This window comes from Chryseobacterium sp. POL2, from assembly GCF_011058315.1.
GTDB lineage: Bacteria > Bacteroidota > Bacteroidia > Flavobacteriales > Weeksellaceae > Soonwooa.
On the sequence record NZ_CP049298.1, the window covers coordinates 936,138 to 957,606 of the forward strand.

The following is a 21,469-nucleotide window of genomic DNA, read 5'->3' on the forward strand; positions in this document are numbered from 1 at the left end:
AAAGACCCGAAATTATGATAAAACAAATTTTGACCACGCTGGTGATTGCAGCAAGTACGAGCCTTGCTTTTGGACAAGTTAAAAATGTTGGAAGTTTTACAAAACTTAAAGTTTATGATCAAATCAATGTAGAGCTTATCCCAAGTACCGAATATAAAGCCGACATTTCTGGTAAAAACGCAAACAATGTAGAATTTGTCAACAGCGGAAACGAATTAAAAATCCGTATGGTAACTAGCAAAACTTTACAAGGCGAGACCACAAAAATTGCGCTATACTATAAAAATGTGAACAGTTTGCAAGCCAGTCAAGGTTCTCTTATTACATCAACTTCTCCAATAGAAACATCGAGTCTTAATCTGACGTCTAATGAAGGATCTGTTATCGATATTGTCGCAAAAACTTCCGATGTTACGTCCAAAGTTAACACAGGTGGCTTTATCAAAGTTTCTGGGGAAACCTCGACCCAAAGTGTTGTTGTTAACACAGGCGGACGTTACGATGGAGAAAATTTACAATCCGAAAACACAGGCGTAACCGTAAATGCTGGTGGAGAAGCCAGCGTATTTGCAAGTCAGGAAGTCACAACCACTACAAGAGCTGGCGGATCAATCACTGTATTTGGAAATCCAGAAAACCGAAATGAGAAAAAAATGATTGGTGGAAAGGTAATTTATAAATAATCCAAATTTTAATTATACAAGAGAAGCTGCTTGAACTAAGCAGCTTTTTTTATTTTTCGTTACTGCTCTTTTTTTTATTTGTAATATCTTTAAGACTTCAAAATGGACTTTAATTATAAAATAGAAATGACATTCCAAGAACAAATACAACAGGGAATTCCTACTGAACTTCCACAACCAAAAGCTTACGAACAAAATATCAATCACGCACCAAAGCGTAAAGAAATACTTACTGAAGAAGAAAAAAAACTGGCTTTAAAAAATGCTTTGCGTTATTTCGAACCAAAATTTCATGCAGAATTAATCCCTGAATTCAAAAAAGAACTTGAGGATTTTGGAAGAATTTATATGTATCGTTTTCGTCCAGATTACGAGATGAAAGCTCGTGATATTGCTGAATACCCAGGGAAATCTGAACAGGCAAAAGCCATTATGTTGATGATTCAAAACAATTTGGATTATGCGGTAGCTCAACATCCTCATGAACTCATTACGTACGGTGGAAATGGTGCGGTGTTCAGCAATTGGGCACAGTATCTTTTGACGATGCAATATTTGTCGGAAATGACCGATGAGCAAACTTTGGTGATGTATTCTGGACATCCGATGGGACTTTTCCCTTCACACAAAGACGCTCCAAGAGTTGTGGTGACTAATGGAATGATGATTCCAAATTATTCTAAACCCGATGATTGGGAGAAATTCAATGCGTTGGGCGTTTCACAATACGGACAAATGACGGCGGGAAGCTATATGTACATCGGTCCGCAAGGAATTGTTCACGGAACAACGATTACCGTTCTCAATGCCTTTAGAAAAATAAATAAAGAACCAAAAGGAGGACTTTTTGTAACGTCTGGCTTAGGTGGAATGTCGGGAGCGCAGCCAAAAGCGGGAAATATTGCAGGTTGCGTAACGGTTTGTGCAGAAGTAAATCCTAAAATCACCAAAATTCGTCACGATCAGAAATGGGTAAACGAAATCCATGAAAACCTCAATAAGTTGGTGGCAAGAGTAAGAAAAGCTCAAGAAAACAAGGAAACGGTTTCTTTGGCTTATCTAGGGAATATCGTAGATGTTTGGGAGAAATTTGATGAAGAAAATTTGAGAATAGATATTGGTTCCGATCAAACTTCATTGCATAATCCTTGGGCGGGAGGTTATTATCCAGTTGGAATTTCTTTTGAAGAATCCAACAAAATGATGGCAGAAAATCCTGAATTGTTCAAAGAAAAAGTTCAGGAAACCTTGAGAAGACACGCAGCAGCTATCAATAAACATACGGATAAAGGAACGTATTTCTTCGATTACGGAAACGCATTTTTGTTGGAAGCTTCTCGTGCGGGAGCAGATGTGATGAATCCAAATCCGACTTTGGGAAGAGAATTTAAATTTCCTTCTTACGTTCAGGATATTATGGGACCCATGTGTTTCGATTATGGTTTTGGGCCTTTCCGTTGGGTTTGCGCTTCGAATAATCCTGAAGATTTACAAAAAACGGATGATATCGCTTGTAAAGTTTTAGAAGAAATGATTCAACATTCACCTTCTGAAATTCAGCAACAAATGAAAGACAATATCCAATGGATAAAAGGTGCGCAGGAAAATAAATTGGTGGTAGGCTCTCAAGCTCGAATTTTATATGCAGATGCAGAAGGACGAATGAAAATCGCAGAAGCCTTCAACAATGCTATTAAAGAAGGGAAAATTGGTCCAGTGGTCTTGGGTAGAGATCATCACGATGTTTCGGGAACGGATTCTCCATACCGTGAAACTTCTAATATTTATGACGGTTCAAGGTTTACAGCGGATATGGCGATTCACAATGTGATTGGCGATAGTTTCCGTGGAGCGACTTGGGTTTCTATTCACAACGGTGGTGGCGTTGGTTGGGGCGAAGTAATCAACGGTGGTTTCGGAATGTTATTGGACGGAACTGAAGATGCCGACAGAAGATTAAAATCTATGCTTTTCTGGGACGTGAACAACGGAATTTCTCGTAGATCTTGGGCAAGAAATGAAGGAGCGATGTTTGCGATAAAGCGTGCCATGGAGGCAGAACCGAAATTAAAAGTTACGCTTCCGAATTTGGTGGATGAAAATTTGCTATAGAAAATAAAATGAGGAAGTTTCGGCGGCGAAACCTATAAGCTTAGAAAAATACTGGAAGTAGCCTCTTTATATTAGTTTTAAATTAGATAATTTCCGTGCAGAGGTATGTTATTTGTAAGTTATTAACCATTTAAAATTATAAATATGAATCAAGAAAATTACAAAAATCCTTACAAGTATTGGTATTTACCATTAATCTCAGGAATTCTTTTTATTATTGGTGGAATTTATATTTTCCGAACGCCTTTGGCCTCTTACATGGCATTAGGGATGATTTTCGCTACCATCTTTTTGGTAACGGGGATTATAGAAATCATTGATGCATTTAGCAACCGACATTATCCGAATTGGGGATGGTCTTTAGCGGGCGCAATTCTCGATTTAATTTTAGGTATTTTATTAGTCGCATCGCCAGGTTTAACTCTAACATTTTTACCTATTTACGTAGGGGTTACCATTTTGTTGCGTTCTGTGATTGGTATTGGCGCTTCTCTTTCCCTTAAAAAATTGGGCTTTCCTTGGGGAACGGCAATGTTTTTTAGTGTTTTAGGAGTTTTATTTTCATTATTAATGATTTTTAATCCAGCTTTTGGAGGTTTAACGATTGTGTATTACACCGCTATCTCATTCATTATGCTGGGGATTTTACAAATTATGTTGTCTTTTGGATTAAAGAAACTGAAATAGAAAATTCTTTCAATAATAATTTAACAGCTGCTAAAACTTTTTCATAATTGGGTTCGTGACTAATATCTGCGACTTGTTCTTCATAGATGATTTTCCCCTTTGGATCAATGACAACTACCGCGCGACTTAACAAACCACGTGAATTGCCATCTATCATTTCTACACCGTAACGCTTTCCAAAATCGGTGCGAAAATCCGATAACATCACAACATTTTTGATACCTTCGGCGCCACAAAAACGTTTTTGAGCAAATGGCAAATCTTTGGAAATACACAACACAACAGTGTTTTCTAAATTAGCAGCCAACTCATTAAACTTTCTTACCGACATCGAACAAACGCCCGTGTCAACACTTGGGAAAATATTTAGTATCACATATTTTCCTTTATAATTGTCGAGTGTTTTGGTTTCCATTTTATCATCGGTCAACTCAAAATTTGGAGCTTCAACATTTATATGAGGAAGTTTTGCAAAGGTTTTCACTTCTTTCCCGCGCATCAAAACGCTTGCTTGTTGCGCATTGGAAAGTCCAAATACAAGCAACAATCCCAAACTTAATATTTTAAATGATTTCATATTCTTTAATTTTAATCAAATTTAAAACAAAAAAACTTCCTTTCGGAAGCTTTATATTTATTTTAACGCTGATGTACTAATCGCATCCATGACAGGTTTTAGTTGATCCAATGTATAGCCATTTCCATCAATTTTCACAGTATATCGATCTTTCAAAATATATTGAATATCGGCATCTACCTCATCGCCCTCTTTTTCTTCAGAAACGATGGCACGAACATTATTAAAATTGGTTGTTTTTTCAAAACCTTTCGCTGTGCTTTTCTCAGATTCTGCTTTCAGAGCAATCAATAACATCGAAATCATGGCGCTGCCTGTTTCCCCTGCACCATCCATAATATTAATTTCGATACGTTTGTTGGCATCGTCAGAATAGGTCGCTTCTGCAGAAACCAATCCCATCATCGAGGCATCGCCAACTCTTATTTCGGTTCTTTTGAGTCCCAAAATTGTTTCTGGCAAAGCCGATTTCATTTCCTCATTTGATAGTGGTTTGATGGTTTTAAGCCTTTCAATATTTTTTTGTATGTCATCCATAGAAGTTGCAATATTGCTATAACTTTGCGCCGCATCGACTGCTTTGCCTATAGATGAAGATTCTGAGGTTTTGTCTTCGCTTTTTTTACAAGCCATCATACTTAGGACCGCTAATAATAAAATAGATTTTTTCATGATTTCTTTGTTTTAATGATGTTTTGATTTAACAAAGATAGCTTTTTGATTTTTAACCTAATGATAATTAAATTTTAACATTTTCTTGATAATCCATAAAAAACCACTTTCGAAAAAGTGGCTAGATATTTTAAAAATGATATTTTAAATTAAGTCCTGTAAAAAAATAGGATTTGCTAGGTCCAGGATTGACATCTGTAAAGACATTGGGATTGTTGTACTGGTTATCAGCATCGGTGTCGTTAATACTGTTTCCGTAAAATAAGAATGTGTAATTAATTTGATTGGTAAGATTATTTCCCATCACAAAAACGTCCAAATCTACATGTTTGAAACTGTGTTTGTAACCAATTTTAGAATTCAAAAGTCCAAAACTTTTCACCTTATTCGAATTGGCAAAATCGGTAAAAACCGTTCCCATATAATTAAATGTATTTTGCCAATACAATCCAATATTCGTATCAAAATCGAGCCCTAAAGTCAATTTCGATTTTGGAACACCCACAACGCTTTTGCCCTGATAATCATTAATTGCTGCAGGTTTAGCGTTTTCTTTAAGAAAGGTTTTAAAATCCTTATATTTAAAATCATTGTAGGTATAACTCACAAAAGGCTGAACTTTTTTAAGAAATGAAGATTTTGGTTCATAAACATAACCCAAGCTCATTTCAAGACCTTTATTAGACTGATTGCCCGTGTTTGCCCAATAGCTGTAAGGCGTATTTTCCGCATTAGACATAATGCCACTAAGCTGCGTCAATTTGTTTTTCACATCGATACTAAACACCGAAAACTGATAGTCTATCGCAGTATCCAGCAACAAACCATGTACACTGAAATCCCACATTTTCGCTTTTTCGGGAATCAAATTATCATTCGTCTGATTAAGCCCAGAAATAAACGACGTCGCCGAAGTTGGTGCATTGTAACCTTCGCTGTAACTTAAATTAAAAATCTGTTTTTTCCATATTTTTTGAAGAGCAAAATGTGGTGTTGCCACAGCATCAAAACTTTTATCAAAGGATAGATTTTGACCTTTGTACAAGTCGATACCATTCACAACAAACAATCCCGGCAAAGCCAACATATCTTGGCGATTGTAGGCAATTTTGTTAAGGCTAACACCTGCTAAAAACATCAAATCCCAAGGTTTGTAAGTCAATTTTTCAATGGCAAAAACACTGGTTTGGTTGTTTAAAATTTTGAAATAAGAACCTTCATAAATTGGACGTAATATTGGTTGTTCCGAAGGTTTCACACTTTTGAAACGGTAATTTGTAATCAAAGATCGGGATTGTTGATATTCTACTCCAAAATCTGTTTGGCTTTTAAAACTTCCAAAATCTTTGGTGTAGTTGAAAACGGATCTTACACCATAATTGGGCGCTGAATAGGTTTCGTAAGCGCCCGCCGCAATCCTGTCGCTTGTCGTCCCAGTATAGAAAATTGTTGTGTTGTTACTAAAATCATCTGTAATCTTCCAAGCATGTGAAATCCCGAATCTGGAAGTCACAAATTTGGTTTTTGCGCCACGACGGATATATGCAAAATTGCCCTTGTCAACGCCATTGTAATAATCGTCGTAAGAAATCTGTCCCGAAACTTGTTCTAAAGAATTTCCGTGAGAAGCCAGAATGCTTAGTTTTTGATTTTTATTGAGTTTGATTTCAGAGTTTATGTTATAAAAATTCTTGATACTTTTCCCGTGTGGACGATAACCATCTGCCCCAATGTGTCCATAATTAGCCGATATCGAATAATTGTCGCCAACGCTTGTAAGTCCAGTGGAAGTTTGAAACAAACCAAAAGAACCAGCCATAAAATCTTGAGAAATACGATTTCCTTTTTGCGTTTCGGGCCTTGAATAAAAGCGTACAACTCCACCAGTTCCTCCTCCATAAGCAGTTGCAGCAGGTCCTTTAACAACCTCAACATGGTTAATAAATCCGAAATTAACATCATCCAAAACTGTTACGCCATCGGCATTGGTTAACGGAATATTATTCCAATACATTTTGATACCCCAATTGTTAAATTTTTGGTCGTTACCATAGCCACGTAAGATAACCCGTTGTCCCCCCATGATGCTTCTCTTCTCAACTTGGACTCCTGCAATGGTACTAAGCGATTGCTCAATCATTGCTGGATTATTTCTATTCAATTCATAATTGGAAAGATTTTCGGTAGATTGTGCATTTTTTTTGAATTCTTCTCGTTCTTTAATCACTTTTGTACGGGCATGGACGGTAACGGCTTCTAACTCATTTTCATCTTGTTGAGCCGATAAGAATCCTGAGCTCAAAACAATTATGGATAACAAATAGTTTTTTTTCATTTACAAATATTGAATATAAAAAGGTAAAGCTGTTCCTGCTTTACCTTTAGTTTTAATAAAATTTATTTTTTATCGTTTGAGAATTACAGATGAATAAAGAATAATACCATCCTGAATAACCTTCACAACATAATTGGCTTTTGGTAGCTCACCGATGTTAAACTCTTCATCAGACTTTACTGCTTTTTTGCTGAATACCAGTTTCCCCGAAGTATCATAAACTTCCACATCTACTTTGTCGGATACTTTAGAATCAAACTTCACCTGGAGAGGTCCTCTTGTTGGATTTGGATAGATACGATTGTTTAATAATTTATGTTCGACATTATCAGTTGGTAAGAATATATCTTCTTTTTGAGTCGTAAAAGCACCACGTCCGTAGGTAACTGCCAAAATTGTTTTATCAGTAGGTCTATAATCAAAATGCGTGATTTTAAACTTACCTAAACCGTTAGAATACATCGACCATGTTGGTGATGCCGCTTGGAAATTAGATGTTCCCCAAACGCCAAAATGTGTTCCAATGATAACTTCGTTGTTATTTTCAGGATTCATCAGAATTGCTCTAACAGGAATATCTGGAAGATTACCTTCTTTCATGCTCCAAGATGTTCCGCCATTTGTTGAATAAAATATGCTTTCCGTATTATAGTTTGATACGACTACCATAATTTCGTTTTCGGAAGCACCAAGTTTAATATCGGAAATGTTTCCTGGAAATACAAAGCTATAAAGAGAAGTATTTGGTGTTGCATTCGCATTGGTTACTTTATACAATTTACCGGTTGAAAGTCCGACAAACATTGTTGTACTTGTTGTTGTATAAGGAGAGACATATAATCTAGAAATATTTTCTCCCGATGCAACGTTTGCAATCGTTATTTGCGAACGCGTTAATTGTAATGGCGAACTTGCCAATCCAGACACTCTGTTCAAAACGACTTTGGTTGTTCCGTTAGAATTGGCGTTTGTATAGGCTATATCAAGATTTCTGTCAACAACTAATGGGTTGATAAATTGTCCTGCATTTTGCTGCGCTGAATTTGATAATAAATAAGTAGCACCTCCTTGATGAAATAAAATATGGAAATTGTACACATAAGAAGCAATCAAATATTTATCTTGATCATCAAAAGCTGTAAAAGCACCATCGCCGCCATAGACTTCAGAATCGTCATAAAATCCGTTTGGCAAAACAGCACCAGAAAGACGTTGCGTTCCGTTATCTTGTGCGCCCAAGATCATTTCCTCATCATTAAAATTAGCTGTTGGGTTGAGAGTTCCGTGATAAAACTGCGTGATATTTAGTTTTTTATTTCTCATTTGGACCGTATTGCTAGCCGCCAAATTGTTTTTATTAGCAGCGAAGAAAATGCCACCATCATTCCCCATCACAAATTGATTAGGATTCTTTGGATTAAATACCAGCGCATGTTGATCTGCATGGACAAGAGAAATGTTTGTGCTTCCTAAAGCATTATTATTTGACCATTTTGTATATTGTTTCCAAGTTGCACCACCGTCTGTTGATTTGTACGAATCTACACCGCCAACATAGACATGATCATCGTTGGCAGGATCTGTTTCGATAACCAAATCATAGAAAGATTGCCCTCTGGTAAAGTCGTTATCGGGTTGTCCTGTGTCAATTGGATTGGGTAATGTAATTCCTGAGCCGGCTACATTGGTAGAAATCCAACTTACGCCGCCATCTGTAGTTTTTGCGATTCTAATGGGTTCAGACGTATTAGCGCCTTGCATGAGTGCATAAGCTTTCAACGGATTGGTTTCAGAAACTTCTACCATAACTCTTGCGCCAGAATTGCCTACATTATAAACTTCAGTAAAATTAGCCCCAAGATTAGTAGATTTAAAAATCTTTCCTCCAGATGTTGAATTGCCATAACTGCTGCGTCTTGTCGCAACCCAAATCGAATTGTCTTTTCCGACTTCAATATCCTGAATATTATAACCATTATTGGAATTCCATAAAAGATTGTTTAACCTTGTAAAATTAACACCATCTGTAGATTTATAAAGTCCTGACTGGCCGATTCCCATAAAAGCCATCGCATCACTCAGGTAAGTACCAGCTACGCCAGCATATACTTCTGAAACCCCATTGTTATTAACAACTCTTATAGATGGAATATGGTAATTTCCATTTCTTACATTTCCTGATTGTCCATCTTCAAAAGTGAAAATCTGTGTCCATGTTTGCCCACCATCTATGGTTTTCCAAATTCCTAAACCGCTGATGTCGCCAGTCTCCACCTCGCCAGTTCCGACATAGAAAACCTGTGAATTGTTAGGGTCTGACACGATACAAGAAATAGAAGTATTTGCCCAAAAACCATCAACCAAAGTCCACTCCGAGTTGGCATTGCTAATATCATTATTATACCACAATCCACCAGAAACACCGCCAGCCCAAACTTTTTTGCCAGTAGCATCATTAGGATCAAACATAATACCTCTAACTCTACCACCAACATCATAAGGACCACGCTCTATCCACTGATTAGCAATTCCTTTAGCATTAATATTTTTATCACCACCAAAAAGTTTTAGGTTTTTATTTGCCTTGTACTTACCCGCTTTAACTTCGGCTTCTAGCTTTACATAATTTTGGTTATGTAATTCTCCTGTATTAGGATCCATTGTCGCAATATATTCTGCTAGATTATATTCTTCGGGAGGTTTTTGGTTATTTTCTTTAGCAAATTGTATATCCTTCTTATGCGTTTTCATTGCATTTTGGATATGTTCCAGATACTTTTTATTGATGCTAGGTTCTTTCTGCCTTTGTTGCGCATTAAGGTAAAGAGAAGCTATAGAAAGCCCAACTCCAAGAATAATTTTCATTTTCATAATCTTCTTATTTTATAAATACAAAAGTAACTTTTTTAAAGAATTATTGAAATAAAATAAAAAATAAGAGAATACTATTTCAATTCCATTAAAAAATGAAAATCATAAATATTAAAAACCTATTGTGGAAGCGCTTCAGTTGTAATTATATTATTCTCTTTGGGTTTTGTAAGTTTTATTTTTCGCTTGATTAATTTATTCGATTTAAGTTTTTTCAATACTAAAATCAATTTATCCCAAATTGGTATTTTAGCCATTGGATAAGGATTATCGGTCGTTGGAAAATTGTCTTGTGCGGAATGCAAAATGGCTGTTAATACAAGCTTATCATCAACAATCGTTTTCGAAAAATCAACTTTCTTTTGGTCGATTAAAAAATAAAGAGGTTCAAGCTTTTTATTTTCTTTTAGTTCTACTTTCAAGATTTCTTGTCGCGACTCTTCTCTGCCACCCATTTGATATCCTTGCGTTGCGCTAATAACTTTGACACATTGTGCTTGGCCACAATATACACCACAACATGCCGCTAATAGTATTATTTTATAAAAGGATTTCATCATACGTTTATTTGGTGTTAAATTTAAACAATTTAAATTTCAGAATATTGTTTTGTAACAAAAACCAAAATCTTCTACTTACTAATCGAGAAACAAAAGTTATGGATGGACGCCATCGCGAGTTTTTAGAGAAAATCGAAAAACATAAAGGCATTATTTTCAAAATTTCGAAAATGTATATGGACAATCGGGAAGATCAGGAAGATCTTTTCCAGGAAATTACATTTCAAGTTTGGAAGGCTTTTGCGAGCTTCAAAGGCGACAGCAAATTCTCCACTTGGCTCTATCGCGTCTCACTAAACACAGCCATTGTATTTTTAAAATCGGAGAAAAAAAGAAGTTTTATTGAGCATTCCGAACTATCGGATTTTAAAATCGCTCAAGAAGACTATGACCACGAAAAGGAAGAAAAACTTCATAAAATGTATGAAGCCATCCAACAGCTTAATCCCATTGACAAAGCTTTTATATTCTATTATCTAGAAGATTTTTCTGGACGAGAAATTGCACAACAAATGGGAATTTCTGAAGCCAACATCCGCGTGAAAATGAACCGCGCCAAAAACAAATTAAAAGACATTTTATCCAACTCTTAAGCAACAGCATTATGAATATCGATGAATTAAAAAATATCTGGGACAACGACACTGCCGAAAATACGCCCGAAGTCAGCCTAGAACAAAGAAAAAGCCTAAACTTACCGCTTGAAAAAATCCGAAAAAACATGCGCTGGGAATTTTGGTCAACCATCATTCTTCTTGCCTTTGTTTTGGTCGCTATTTGGGGTATTGAGATGCCTTTCCGATTCCGATTGTACCTCGATATTTTGGTAGGATCGATGACCTTGGTAACCTTATTTTTTTATCATAAATTTTTTAAACTTTACAAAGAAATTAGCAATCCCGAGTTGGAAACACTAGCCTCGCTACAAGATTTGTTGCACCAGTTCCATCTTAACAAACAATATTATTTATCTTTCTACATCAGCTTTGTCCCTTTCATCGTTGCAGAAATGATAATTATTCTAGAATCCATACCCTACACACATCAATACTCTAATTTGCATTTGGTTTGCGTGTTTTTGGGCGCCGTGTTTGCGGGATTAGTTTTCTTATGGATTTTGGGGAAATTCTGGTTCAATTATTATTACGGAAAATACATCAAGAAAGTTGAAGATCTTGTCAAAGAATTAAGAAACTAAAATTATTTTTTAAAATCAAACTCATTTAAAAATAAAAAGCGATGCCGTTTGACATCGTTTTATTTTTTTTCTTTTAAGCTTCGGTATAACTTTGGAAAGCTTGTTCCAGACTTTCGTATTTTCCTTTGAACTCGGATATTGGCGAATCCTGAATGATATTTCCTTTATGAATCAAAATCACGCGCGAGCACAAAGCTTCCACTTCTTGCATAATATGTGTTGATAGAATTACCGTTTTTTCTTTACCAATTTCTTTAATAACATTTCGGATTTCCACAATTTGGTTAGGATCAAGCCCATTCGTAGGTTCATCCAAAATCAATAAATCTGGCTGATGGAGAATTGCTTGTGCCAGTCCTACACGTTGCTTGTAACCTTTGGAAAGTTGACTTATTTTTTTTGATTTTTCTGGCGTTATGCCTACCAATTCGATAACTTCGTTTACTCTATTTTTCCCAACATTATGAATATTAGCAACAAATTGTAGATACTCTTTCACGAACATGTCTTGGTACAATGGATTATTTTCTGGAAGAAAACCCATTTTGCGTTTGCATTCGATATCGTGTTTTGTAATGTCTTTTTGATCCAACAAAATTTGACCTTCATCCAACTTCAGCGCCCCAACAATAGACTTCATCAAAGTTGATTTTCCAGCGCCGTTGGGCCCTAGCAAACCAATAATTTCGTTTTTGTTAATTGAAATATTAACGCTATTAAGCGCAGTTTGTTCTCCGAATTTTTTTGTCAGATTTATAATATCTAAAGCCATTGTTCACAATTATCTAGGGCAAAAATACTAAATCTAATTCTTAAAATCATTTCTCTTTTAAAACTAATTTTATAAGCCTAATTTTTTTTGTAAATTTGCAATCCTATGGGACAAATCCTAGCAATAGACTATGGCAAAGCAAGAACAGGACTTGCTGCAACCGATGATTTTAAGATTATCGCGAGTGCGTTAACGACTGTAGAAACGCCAAAATTATTGGATTTTCTCAAAGATTATTTCAGCAAAAATAATGTGGAAAGTATTGTTGTTGGATTACCAACCGACCTTAAAGGTCAAATGTCTGAAATAGAAACCGATATTCAGAAGTTTTTAAATGTTTTTGCAACTGAATTTCCATTAATAAAAATTCATCGTTTAGATGAACGTTTTACTTCCAAAATGGCATCATATTTTATTAGTCAAAGTGGGAAAAATAAAAAACAAAGACAGGAAAAGGGTCTTATAGACCGTGTAAGTGCAACCATAATTTTGCAAAATTTTTTAGATCAACAATGATTTTACCAATACGCGCCTTCGGCGATCCAGTATTAAGAAAAGTAGCTCATGATATCGACAAAGATTATCCAGAACTACCAAGTTTAATAGAAAACATGTTCGAAACCATGCATGGTGCTAATGGCATTGGCCTTGCTGCGCCACAAATTGGCTTGGACATTCGTCTTTTTGTAATCGACATTACGCCTCTTGCAGAAGATGAAGATTATGAAGATATAGCAGAAGAACTCAAAGACTTCAAAAAAGTATTTATCAACGCACAAATATTAGAAGAAAGTGGCGAAGAATGGAAGTTCAACGAAGGTTGTCTCTCGATTCCAGACGTTCGCGAAGATGTAAAACGCAAAGAAACTATCAAAATTGAATATTTTGATGAAAATTTTGTTAAACATATCGATACTTTTTCAGATATTCGTGCGCGCGTTATTCAACATGAATATGACCATATAGATGGTATCCTTTTCACGGATCATCTCAGCGCCTTAAAAAAGAAATTGGTTAAAGGAAAATTACAAAAAATCGCAAATGGCGATGTAGGTGTCAGCTACAAGATGCGATTTCCAAAATAAAATATAAACTAAGAAAAAATTAACAACGACTAAACATTGAAACAATGCAGTTAGAAAAAATAATTTCGATCTCTGGAAAACCAGGACTTTACAAATTAGTTTCGCAATTAAGAAACGGATTCATCGTTGAAGATATCTCAACTAAGAAAAAGGCAAGTATCTCCAATTCTAGCCAAGTAAGCTTGCTAGACAACATCGCGATGTTCACTTTCGACAAAGAAGTTCCCTTATTCGAAGTATTCGAAAATATCGCTAAAAAATACGATTACAAACCAACCATCAACCATAAGTCAAAAAGCGAAGAGCTAAAAGCTTTCATGGAAGAATCTCTTCCAAATTATGATACAGAAAGGGTTTATGAGTCTGATATCAAAAAATTGGCACAATGGTATAACTTATTACAAAAAGCAGGTTACATCACACCAGAAAGTTTTATAAAAGTTGAAGAAGTTGTTGAAGAAGCGCCAGTTGACGAAGAAAAGCCAGCAAAGAAAACAACTAAAAAAGCAGCAGAAAAAACTGAAACGTCAGCAGAGAAACCTGCTAAAAAACCTGCAGCTAAAAAAACTACTAAAAAAGAAGATTAATCCATTTTAATCTCAACAATAGTAAAAACTCCATCAAAAAATACTAATTTTGATGGAGTTTCTTTTTATAAATACATTATGAAAATTGTTTCGTTGGTTCCGTCTTTGACCGAAATTCTGTTTGATTTCGGATTAAGTTCTGAAGAAGTTATCGGGAGAACCAAATTCTGTATTCATCCCAAAAGCCTCGTTGAAGATGTCGAAATAATTGGTGGAACCAAAAATATTGATATCGAAAAAATAAAATCATTAAATCCCGATATTATCCTAGCCAACAAAGAGGAAAACGTTAAAGAACAGGTTGAGGAATTAATGAATACGCACAAAGTTGTAGTCACCCATGTGGAAACCTTGGAAGACAACTATTATTTACTAAAAAACCTTGGAAATCTTCTTAACAAAAAGGAAACCGCACAACAATTTAATTTAAAAATTCAGGAGCAATTTAATTTTGCTAAACCCGAAAAAAAACTAAAAGCTGCATATCTCATTTGGAAAAATCCGTACATGAGTATTGGTCGCGACACTTTTATTCATCATATTTTAGAAGAAATTGGTTTTGAAAATATCTTTAAAAATCAAAAACGTTATCCGACTTTCGAACTTAACGAATTAGCCATAGCTGATGTTATTTTCTTATCCTCCGAACCTTATCCTTTTAAAGAAAAACACATCGAACTAATGCGCGATGTGTTTCCTGATAAAATAATTCGTATTGTTGATGGTGAAGCTTTTTCTTGGTATGGCACCCGAATTTCAAAACTCGGAACTTACTACCAAGATTTAATCAAAAGTCTCCAACTTTAGTGATTACATTTTCTTTCCTACTTCTTGACAAATCCACTCCAGAAGCGCTTCATCAGCTTTTGTAAACGGATTAACTTTGTGACTGTCAATATCGATTTGTCCTATATTTTTTCCATCTTTAAGAATCGGAACAACAATCTCCGATTTGGTATCCATAGAACAAGACAAATAATTATCTTGCTGATGAACGTCTGGTACGACAAAAGTTTGTCCAGAAACGGCAACTTGTCCACAAATTCCCTTCCCAAAAGGAATAGTAGTATGGTCTGTCTTTGCACCTACATAAGGTCCCAACACCAATTCTTCTTTATCTCCATTTCTAAAGTAAAAACCTGTCCAATTGTAATATTCTATCTCTTGATCGAGGAGTTGACAGATTTTCAGAAGTTTTGTATTAATATCTGCTTCGGGTGCTTCTAGTATAACGCTGATGCGTTTTTTTAATTCGCTCATAAGTTTTGTATTAATCGATAAGACTAACTTCTTTGTAACCAAACATGCCACGTTCTTTGATAATGTCGGCAACACCATCTGGCAATTGCTCTTCCCAACCACATTCTTGACATGTAATTTTTTTAAGAATCTCTCTGGAATAGATTTCTAAAAATTGAGGATTATAATCTTTAATATCCACAATTCTCTTATTCAGTTTAAAATATTTGTAAAGCTCTTTTAGGTTGGCCTGGACTTTAAGATTCTCAGAATTCAACAATAAGCCTGTTTCTGCATCTTTGTATGGATAAAGGTAAAGGCGCATATCTTGTTTGAAAAATTTACCAAAAGCTTCCAAAATTCCGCCTGGCAAATTTTTATAATATTCTTCATCGAAAACATCCAAAAGATTGTTAACCCCCATTGCCACACCAATATTTTGATTGGTATAGGCTGAGAAGTAATCAACCATTCGGTAATATTCTGAGAAGTTCGAAATCATTATGGTATAGCCCAATTTGGCTAAAACATCGACGCGATCTAGGAAATCTCTTTCGTCAATATCGCCGTCTGCACGAAGATTGGCAATGGTAATTTCGAAAAGTACTTGTGTATCCTCGTTGGTACAGCCAACATCTCTGAGGAACATATTAAGACCATTTTCGAACATATCGATGTTGACCTTTGTTACAGGGCGGAAACTTCCTCTTACCGCAAAAATATTTTTTTTGTAAAGAATATCTGCGGGTAACATATTGTTCCCTTCCGAATTAAAAATAACGGCATCTGTCATTCCTCTTTTCACCAATTGCAAACTCATCAATCGGTTATCAACATAGGCGAATGAAGGCCCGCTAAAGTCAATCATGTCAATCTCCACGCGGTCTGTAGATAGATCATCATATAAAGAATCTATTAATCTTCTTGGATTATCCGCATAATTGAAAGCGCCATAAATCAGGTTAACACCAAGGCTCCCTAAAGTTTCTTGTTGTAAAGTGGCATCATTTTCATTAAATTTAACATGAATAACGATTTCATTATAATCCTCGTTTTCACCCATTTGGTAACGAATACCCACCCAACCATGTCCTTTCATGGTTTTATCGAAGTTAATGGTTGTTACGGTATTAGCATAGGAAAAGAATTTCTTTCCAGGATTGTTGTCTCGAGAAATACGCTCTTCTACCAAGCCCACTTCATAACGAAGCATCTTGCGAAGGCGGTTTTGGGTAACGTAGCGGTTTTTAGTTTCTTTTCCATAAATAGCATCACTAAAATCTTTATCATAAGCTGACATTGCTTTTGCGATAGTTTGTGATGCTGCCCCTGCACGGAAAAAATATCTCACTGTCTCTTGTCCCGCTCCAATTTCGGCAAAAGTCCCATAAATTGAACTATCTAAATTAATGGCTAAGGCCTTTTGCTTTGGCGTTAATTTTTGATGAATAACAGACATTTAGAATTTTTTGTAAATTTACCAAAATAAATCCAAAACCAAAGAATGCGGCTTAAATTTTTAGGCACCGGAACTTCACAAGGAATCCCTGTTATAGGCAGTCAACATCCCGTTTGTTTATCAACCAATCCAAAGGATAAAAGGTTGCGTACATCGGCACTTATCAGCCTAGATAATGGCAAAAAAATACTTATTGACTGCGGGCCAGACTTTCGTCAACAAATGCTCGCTAATCACGAAGGCCAAATCGATGCGGTTCTTATAACCCACGAACATAATGACCATGTCATCGGGCTTGACGATTTGCGCCCACTGATCTTCAAAAATAAAATGGAAATGCCTATCTACTGCCAAGAACGTGTTGGTAAAGAGATAAAATTCCGTTTTCCGTATGCATTTGCTGAGAAAAAATATCCAGGTTCACCCTCATTTGAAATTGTAACAGCAAGAGAAAATTTTGAACTTTTCGATGAGAAGATTACTTCTATTAATGTCATGCATGGCGCACTGCCTATTTTAGGTTATAAAATTAAAAACATGGCCTACATCACAGATGCTAGTCAAATTTCAAATTCCGAAAAAGAAAAATTAAAACATCTGGATTTTTTTATCATCAATTGTCTTCGTAAAGAACAATCCCATCATTCACACTATATATTGCCTGAAGTCTTAGATCTGGTTGAAGAGCTACAGCCGAAGATGACTTATTTGACACATATTTCTCATTTGTTAGGCTTTCATGATGATTTATTAGAAGAGCTTCCAATGCATATTCAGCCTGGATATGATGGATTGGAAATAGAATTTTAATTTTTTTTAATTGATTTTCAAACAAATAGAAAATACACTTTAAAAAATATTTGAAAACATTTTTAATAAAGCAAAATCTTTGTATATTTGCACACCTCAATACAACGCTCGGATGGCGGAATTGGTAGACGCGCACGACTCAAACTCGTGTTCCTAGGAGTGTGGGTTCGATTCCCACTCCGAGTACAAAAAGCAATCATAAAATGGTTGCTTTTTTATTTGATGTAATTCTAAAGTTTTTCTTTTCATTTTCAACTCCTATTTTTTATATCCATTTTCAGATTATAATAATTTAAAACTCATAGAAGTTCAAATTAAGCTCAGCATCTAGAATAAATATTAGAAAAACAATATCTCCGTATTTATTTTACAAAAAAACAGCTAAAAGAACGATTTTTGTACTGATAATAAAATTAAAACAATTATTATGGAAAATTCAAAAAATAAACCACCTCTATTCGTTATCATTTTATTTTTATTAATCGTTATTATGATAATAGGCTACTTCGTTATCAGTGCCATGTTCCCAGAAATTTTGAACGATCTTGATAAAACTGACCTCATATCAAAATAAGTATTTGCCATAACTAAAAAGTTTAAAATGGGACACTTTCCAAAATCTAGGCTATGCCTAATTGTAGGTCTCCAAAAGTGTTTTTTAATAAGAATTGAAAGAAATTAGAATTTTTAGCACAAACATAAACACCTGATAATCAACAATAAAAAAGGAGACTCATTTCTGAATCTCCTGTTGGTAGCGGGGACACGACTCGAACGTGCGACCTCCGGGTTATGAGCCCGACGAGCTACCTACTGCTCTACCCCGCGGTATATTGTTTGAAAAGCCTACCGAAAGCTTTCTTAGTAGCGGGAACCGGACTCGAACCGATGACCTTCGGGTTATGAGCCCGACGAGCTACCTACTGCTCCATCCCGCGATATTGGATTGCAAATATACAACAATATTATTACAATCCAAATAAAACCTCGAAAAACTTCCTATTCATCAACATTACAAAACATTAACAACTATCAATCAACAACTTAACAAGCCATTTTTTTACAATTTTATAGACTCAACTAAGCGTTTACAATAAATATTAGTTATAATTCTTAACTAAAAAATTAAAATAGATTTCCGTAACTTTGTTGTATGGCAAAAATTCTGAAAATATATCCAGACAATCCGCAAGAAAACTATATCGATCAAGTTGTAAAAAGCTTGCGAGACGGTGGGCTCATCATCTATCCTTCCGACACTATTTATGCACTAGGTTGCGACATCAACAACCTAAAAGCGATGGAAAAACTTGCAAGCGTAAAAGGTGTAAAACTCGAAAAAGCACACTTTTCCATTATTTGTAACAACCTGAGCCATCTGTCAGAATTTACTCGCCCTATAGAAACCTCGACATTTAGATTTCTAAAAAACCATTTGCCTGGACCATTCACTTTTATTTTGGATGCTAACAAGAATCTTCCTTTGGCTTACAAAGGCGCTAAGACAGTAGGTATCCGCGTGCCAGACCATAGCATTCCACAACTTATTGTTGAAAAACTGGGCCATCCCATCGCTTCGACTTCCATCCGTGATGACGATGAAATTTTAGAATATTCTACCGATCCAGAACTTATTGCAGAAAAATACGACCACCTTGTCGATATCGTTATAGACAGCGGTTATGGCGATAACGTCGCATCGACTATTGTCGATTTAACCTCTGGAGAACCCGAAATTATCCGTCAAGGAAAAGGTGAAATTTAATTATTTTTTGGGCGCCATTTCCGTCTCCGTCTCCCACTCTTTTGCTCGGCATAGCCTCTCGCAAAAGGAGTTCCGACTACGCCGGGGCGCAAAAACACATTATTGTATTATTTTAGATTTATAGAAAAAGAAGTCACAGCATGAAGATACTTAGCTCACCAGCCAAATTAATGAACATCGAAAACCACACCGATCTTTTGCGGACGACAACACCAAAATTCATTAACGAAGCTGCCGAAATACAATCGCATCTCAAAGAGAAAGATCCAAAATTCTTGTCAAGCCTTATGGAAATTTCCTCAAAACTAGCTGATGAAAACTGGGAGCGCAACCAAAACTGGAAAGCCAATCCTAAAACAAAAGAATCTGCACCCGCCATGTTTGCCTTTGTTGGAGAAGTGTACCGCGGTCTGGACGCCAAAACTCTGGACAAAACAGCGATCGATTATCTCCAAAAAAACTACCGAATGCTATCTGGACTTTATGGATTGTTGAAACCATCTGACCGTATTATGCTTTATCGTTTAGAAATGGGAAGAGCTTTTGCTTTTGACAAGTACAAAAACCTGTACGATTTTTGGCGAGATAAAGTTACCGAACAACTGAACACTGAACTGAAAGCCAAAGATATCATCCTCAACTTAGCTAGTAATGAATATGTAAAAGTCATCGATCGTAAAAAAATAAATACACCAATTATCGACTTCGATTTTCGCCAAATACAACCCGATGGAACACTAAAAACCATCGTGGTCTATACCAAACACGCAAGAGGGTTGATGATTCGTTTTTGTGCTGAAACAAAGGCTAAAACACTTAACGATGTCAAAGCTTTTAACTACGAAAATTATTTGCTAGACGAGAAACTTTCCACTGATACCAATTTGGTTTTCACAAGATAATTATTGATTATTGGTTTTGAGGATATAGATAATTCATAAATAAAAAAGTGACAATTTCTGATTTAAAAAAAAGCTTCCAAGTAGAACTATCCGAGTTATATTCAAGCTCGGAAAGTCTGATGCTATATTATATTTTTACTGAAAAGACATTTGGTTTCACAAAACATCAACTTAGAAAATTTGAAAACCAATCGATTTTAGAATCAGATATTGAGGTTTTTAATTCTATTTTAAACCAATTAAAATCTGGAAAACCCTATCAACAAATTACGGGTGAAGCCGAGTTTTATGGAAAACGCTTTTTTGTAAATGAACATGTTTTAATACCACGACCAGAGACGGAAGAACTTCTGGAATTGGCTTCGCATTACATTCAAGAATATCAAAAAGAAGAAAATCTAGAAAATGTCAAGATTCTTGATATCGGCACAGGAAGTGGCGTTATTCCTATTATTTTGAAAAAGATGTTTTCCCATGCCGAAGTCCATGCGGTTGATGTATCAGCAGATGCTTTAGAGATTGCACAAAAAAATGCCGACTTTCATCAAACAGAAATCCAGTTTCACCAAATGGATATTTTAACAAAAATACCGAATATGGAATTCGATGTTATCATCAGCAATCCGCCGTATATCGGACAAGATGAGCTAATAGACATCAAAGATTCCGTGAAATCTTATGAGCCCAATCTCGCCTTATTCTCGCCCACAGAAGATGCGCTTCTTTTCTATCGTAGAATCGCCGAAATCTCGATTACCAATCTTAAAAAAGGTGGTTTGATCTTTTTAGAAATTAATCAAAAACTTGGTCTCGAAACTTTAGCTTTGTATCAGAATTTTAGTGTTTCAAAACTTATTAAAGATATTTCTGACAATGACAGAATGATCTATGCAAAAAAATAAAGCGACCCAAATTGAATCGCCTTTATTTTTAAGAATTATTTTCGATAATATAGCCTAAAGCGCCAGATGGACAAGCGTCAATCTGCGCAATCAATTGTTCTTTAGTTGCCAATTCTGGTTTTATCCAAGGTTTGGCTTTAGGATCATAAACTTTGTGTAGCATTTTCACACAAACACCTGCATGTTTGCACTTGCTAGGTGTCCAAAGTACTGTAATGTCTTTGTTATTGGTATATTTTTTTGTTTCCATATT

At 35.6% G+C, this 21,469-nt stretch carries 22 protein-coding genes and 3 tRNA genes; 14 read left to right on the forward strand and 11 right to left on the reverse strand.

Annotated features, from left to right (window positions below; translation table 11 throughout):
* The first annotated feature begins 14 nt into the window (after positions 1–14).
* From G6R40_RS04415 to G6R40_RS04425, 3 genes are all read left to right on the forward strand, one after another.
* Complete coding sequence (locus G6R40_RS04415; protein ID WP_165132078.1) at positions 15–683, forward strand: head GIN domain-containing protein; 669 nt, start codon at positions 15–17, stop codon at positions 681–683.
* 126 nt (positions 684–809) lie between these two features.
* Positions 810–2,795, forward strand: a complete 1,986-nt coding sequence (locus tag G6R40_RS04420; protein WP_165137518.1) for a urocanate hydratase — start codon at positions 810–812, stop codon at positions 2,793–2,795.
* 144 nt (positions 2,796–2,939) lie between these two features.
* Entirely contained in the window at positions 2,940–3,482 is a 543-nt protein-coding gene (locus tag G6R40_RS04425) for an HdeD family acid-resistance protein (protein ID WP_165132080.1), read from the forward strand.
* On the opposite strand, the gene tpx is transcribed toward G6R40_RS04425, so the two are convergent.
* The 5 genes from tpx to G6R40_RS04450 all read right to left on the reverse strand — a co-directional run bounded on the left by tpx (position 3,448) and on the right by G6R40_RS04450 (position 10,497).
* A complete protein-coding gene (gene tpx, locus G6R40_RS04430) occupies positions 3,448–3,981 on the reverse strand; it encodes a thiol peroxidase (protein WP_228455944.1) in 534 nt (177 codons plus the stop codon). The genes G6R40_RS04425 and tpx overlap by 35 nt on opposite strands.
* 135 nt (positions 3,982–4,116) lie before the next feature.
* Complete coding sequence (locus G6R40_RS04435) at positions 4,117–4,731, reverse strand: hypothetical protein (protein ID WP_165132084.1); 615 nt, start codon at positions 4,729–4,731, stop codon at positions 4,117–4,119.
* Positions 4,732–4,861: 130 nt separating this feature from the next.
* Positions 4,862–7,066 (reverse strand): TonB-dependent receptor, encoded by a 2,205-nt coding sequence (locus G6R40_RS04440; protein WP_165132086.1) that lies wholly within the window; start codon positions 7,064–7,066, stop codon positions 4,862–4,864.
* A 69-nt stretch (positions 7,067–7,135) separates the two neighbouring features.
* Positions 7,136–9,931 (reverse strand): WD40/YVTN/BNR-like repeat-containing protein, encoded by a 2,796-nt coding sequence (locus tag G6R40_RS04445; protein ID WP_165137521.1) that lies wholly within the window; start codon positions 9,929–9,931, stop codon positions 7,136–7,138.
* Positions 9,932–10,056: 125 nt separating this feature from the next.
* Positions 10,057–10,497: a hypothetical protein gene (locus G6R40_RS04450; RefSeq protein ID WP_165132088.1), complete on the reverse strand. Its 441-nt coding sequence runs from the start codon at positions 10,495–10,497 to the stop codon at positions 10,057–10,059.
* Positions 10,498–10,595: 98 nt separating this feature from the next.
* Between G6R40_RS04450 and G6R40_RS04455 the strand changes: the two genes are divergently transcribed.
* Positions 10,596–11,090, forward strand: coding sequence for an RNA polymerase sigma factor (locus G6R40_RS04455; RefSeq protein ID WP_165132090.1), 495 nt, complete (start codon positions 10,596–10,598; stop codon positions 11,088–11,090).
* Positions 11,091–11,101: 11 nt separating this feature from the next.
* On the forward strand, positions 11,102–11,695 hold the full coding sequence (locus G6R40_RS04460; protein ID WP_165132093.1) for a hypothetical protein: 594 nt from the start codon (positions 11,102–11,104) through the stop codon (positions 11,693–11,695).
* Between the two features lie 73 nt (positions 11,696–11,768).
* On the opposite strand, the gene G6R40_RS04465 is transcribed toward G6R40_RS04460, so the two are convergent.
* Positions 11,769–12,467, reverse strand: a complete 699-nt coding sequence (locus G6R40_RS04465) for an ABC transporter ATP-binding protein (RefSeq protein ID WP_165132096.1) — start codon at positions 12,465–12,467, stop codon at positions 11,769–11,771.
* A 105-nt stretch (positions 12,468–12,572) separates the two neighbouring features.
* On the opposite strand from G6R40_RS04465, the gene ruvX reads away from it, so the two are divergent.
* The 4 genes from ruvX to G6R40_RS04485 all read left to right on the forward strand — a co-directional run bounded on the left by ruvX (position 12,573) and on the right by G6R40_RS04485 (position 14,946).
* Positions 12,573–12,983 carry a Holliday junction resolvase RuvX gene (gene ruvX, locus G6R40_RS04470; protein ID WP_165132099.1) on the forward strand — a complete coding sequence of 137 codons (411 nt, stop codon included), beginning with the start codon at positions 12,573–12,575 and terminating at the stop codon, positions 12,981–12,983.
* On the forward strand, positions 12,980–13,552 hold the full coding sequence (def, locus tag G6R40_RS04475; protein ID WP_165132102.1) for a peptide deformylase: 573 nt from the start codon (positions 12,980–12,982) through the stop codon (positions 13,550–13,552). The genes ruvX and def overlap by 4 nt, the downstream gene beginning before the upstream one ends.
* Positions 13,553–13,596: 44 nt before the next feature.
* A complete protein-coding gene (locus G6R40_RS04480; RefSeq protein ID WP_165132105.1) occupies positions 13,597–14,139 on the forward strand; it encodes a DUF5606 domain-containing protein in 543 nt (180 codons plus the stop codon).
* A 78-nt stretch (positions 14,140–14,217) separates the two neighbouring features.
* On the forward strand, positions 14,218–14,946 hold the full coding sequence (locus G6R40_RS04485; RefSeq protein ID WP_165132108.1) for a helical backbone metal receptor: 729 nt from the start codon (positions 14,218–14,220) through the stop codon (positions 14,944–14,946).
* Between the two features lie 3 nt (positions 14,947–14,949).
* Here G6R40_RS04485 and G6R40_RS04490 read toward each other — a convergent pair whose 3' ends face one another.
* Both G6R40_RS04490 and G6R40_RS04495 read right to left on the reverse strand, forming a co-directional pair.
* Positions 14,950–15,399 carry a GAF domain-containing protein gene (locus G6R40_RS04490; RefSeq protein ID WP_165132111.1) on the reverse strand — a complete coding sequence of 150 codons (450 nt, stop codon included), beginning with the start codon at positions 15,397–15,399 and terminating at the stop codon, positions 14,950–14,952.
* Between the two features lie 10 nt (positions 15,400–15,409).
* Complete coding sequence (locus G6R40_RS04495; protein ID WP_165132114.1) at positions 15,410–16,837, reverse strand: TonB-dependent receptor; 1,428 nt, start codon at positions 16,835–16,837, stop codon at positions 15,410–15,412.
* A gap of 45 nt (positions 16,838–16,882) precedes the next feature.
* Between G6R40_RS04495 and G6R40_RS04500 the strand changes: the two genes are divergently transcribed.
* Both G6R40_RS04500 and G6R40_RS04505 read left to right on the forward strand, forming a co-directional pair.
* Positions 16,883–17,647 (forward strand): MBL fold metallo-hydrolase, encoded by a 765-nt coding sequence (locus tag G6R40_RS04500; RefSeq protein ID WP_165132117.1) that lies wholly within the window; start codon positions 16,883–16,885, stop codon positions 17,645–17,647.
* Between the two features lie 106 nt (positions 17,648–17,753).
* Positions 17,754–17,833, forward strand: a tRNA-Leu gene (locus tag G6R40_RS04505).
* A gap of 566 nt (positions 17,834–18,399) precedes the next feature.
* Here G6R40_RS04505 and G6R40_RS04510 read toward each other — a convergent pair.
* Together G6R40_RS04510 and G6R40_RS04515 are read right to left on the reverse strand one after the other, a co-directional pair.
* Positions 18,400–18,475: transfer RNA gene (locus G6R40_RS04510), tRNA-Met, on the reverse strand.
* A 37-nt stretch (positions 18,476–18,512) separates the two neighbouring features.
* Positions 18,513–18,585, reverse strand: a tRNA-Met gene (locus G6R40_RS04515).
* Positions 18,586–18,800: 215 nt separating this feature from the next.
* On the opposite strand from G6R40_RS04515, the gene G6R40_RS04520 reads away from it, so the two are divergent.
* From G6R40_RS04520 to prmC, 3 genes are all read left to right on the forward strand, one after another.
* Positions 18,801–19,412, forward strand: coding sequence for an L-threonylcarbamoyladenylate synthase (locus G6R40_RS04520; protein ID WP_165132120.1), 612 nt, complete (start codon positions 18,801–18,803; stop codon positions 19,410–19,412).
* Between the two features lie 140 nt (positions 19,413–19,552).
* Positions 19,553–20,314, forward strand: a complete 762-nt coding sequence (yaaA, locus tag G6R40_RS04525) for a peroxide stress protein YaaA (RefSeq protein WP_165132123.1) — start codon at positions 19,553–19,555, stop codon at positions 20,312–20,314.
* Between the two features lie 47 nt (positions 20,315–20,361).
* A complete protein-coding gene (prmC, locus tag G6R40_RS04530; RefSeq protein WP_165132126.1) occupies positions 20,362–21,216 on the forward strand; it encodes a peptide chain release factor N(5)-glutamine methyltransferase in 855 nt (284 codons plus the stop codon).
* Positions 21,217–21,244: 28 nt separating this feature from the next.
* Here prmC and G6R40_RS04535 read toward each other — a convergent pair whose 3' ends face one another.
* Positions 21,245–21,466 (reverse strand): (4Fe-4S)-binding protein, encoded by a 222-nt coding sequence (locus G6R40_RS04535; RefSeq protein WP_165132129.1) that lies wholly within the window; start codon positions 21,464–21,466, stop codon positions 21,245–21,247.
* Between the last annotated feature and the right edge of the window lie 3 nt (positions 21,467–21,469).

Coding starts and splice junctions, on each gene's coding strand:
- G6R40_RS04425 (WP_165132080.1), top strand. CDS start 2,940: ATGAATCAAGAAAATTACAAAAATCCTTACAAGTATTGGTATTTACCA.
- G6R40_RS04415 (WP_165132078.1), top strand. CDS start 15: ATGATAAAACAAATTTTGACCACGCTGGTGATTGCAGCAAGTACGAGC.
- G6R40_RS04495 (WP_165132114.1), bottom strand. CDS start 16,837: ATGTCTGTTATTCATCAAAAATTAACGCCAAAGCAAAAGGCCTTAGCC.
- G6R40_RS04420 (WP_165137518.1), top strand. CDS start 810: ATGACATTCCAAGAACAAATACAACAGGGAATTCCTACTGAACTTCCA.
- G6R40_RS04520 (WP_165132120.1), top strand. CDS start 18,801: ATGGCAAAAATTCTGAAAATATATCCAGACAATCCGCAAGAAAACTAT.
- tpx (WP_228455944.1), bottom strand. CDS start 3,981: ATGCGCGGGAAAGAAGTGAAAACCTTTGCAAAACTTCCTCATATAAAT.
- G6R40_RS04535 (WP_165132129.1), bottom strand. CDS start 21,466: ATGGAAACAAAAAAATATACCAATAACAAAGACATTACAGTACTTTGG.
- G6R40_RS04480 (WP_165132105.1), top strand. CDS start 13,597: ATGCAGTTAGAAAAAATAATTTCGATCTCTGGAAAACCAGGACTTTAC.
- ruvX (WP_165132099.1), top strand. CDS start 12,573: ATGGGACAAATCCTAGCAATAGACTATGGCAAAGCAAGAACAGGACTT.
- G6R40_RS04460 (WP_165132093.1), top strand. CDS start 11,102: ATGAATATCGATGAATTAAAAAATATCTGGGACAACGACACTGCCGAA.
- G6R40_RS04465 (WP_165132096.1), bottom strand. CDS start 12,467: ATGGCTTTAGATATTATAAATCTGACAAAAAAATTCGGAGAACAAACT.
- G6R40_RS04485 (WP_165132108.1), top strand. CDS start 14,218: ATGAAAATTGTTTCGTTGGTTCCGTCTTTGACCGAAATTCTGTTTGAT.
- G6R40_RS04445 (WP_165137521.1), bottom strand. CDS start 9,931: ATGAAAATTATTCTTGGAGTTGGGCTTTCTATAGCTTCTCTTTACCTT.
- G6R40_RS04490 (WP_165132111.1), bottom strand. CDS start 15,399: ATGAGCGAATTAAAAAAACGCATCAGCGTTATACTAGAAGCACCCGAA.
- G6R40_RS04455 (WP_165132090.1), top strand. CDS start 10,596: ATGGATGGACGCCATCGCGAGTTTTTAGAGAAAATCGAAAAACATAAA.
- G6R40_RS04450 (WP_165132088.1), bottom strand. CDS start 10,497: ATGATGAAATCCTTTTATAAAATAATACTATTAGCGGCATGTTGTGGT.
- def (WP_165132102.1), top strand. CDS start 12,980: ATGATTTTACCAATACGCGCCTTCGGCGATCCAGTATTAAGAAAAGTA.
- G6R40_RS04500 (WP_165132117.1), top strand. CDS start 16,883: ATGCGGCTTAAATTTTTAGGCACCGGAACTTCACAAGGAATCCCTGTT.
- G6R40_RS04440 (WP_165132086.1), bottom strand. CDS start 7,066: ATGAAAAAAAACTATTTGTTATCCATAATTGTTTTGAGCTCAGGATTC.
- G6R40_RS04435 (WP_165132084.1), bottom strand. CDS start 4,731: ATGAAAAAATCTATTTTATTATTAGCGGTCCTAAGTATGATGGCTTGT.
- yaaA (WP_165132123.1), top strand. CDS start 19,553: ATGAAGATACTTAGCTCACCAGCCAAATTAATGAACATCGAAAACCAC.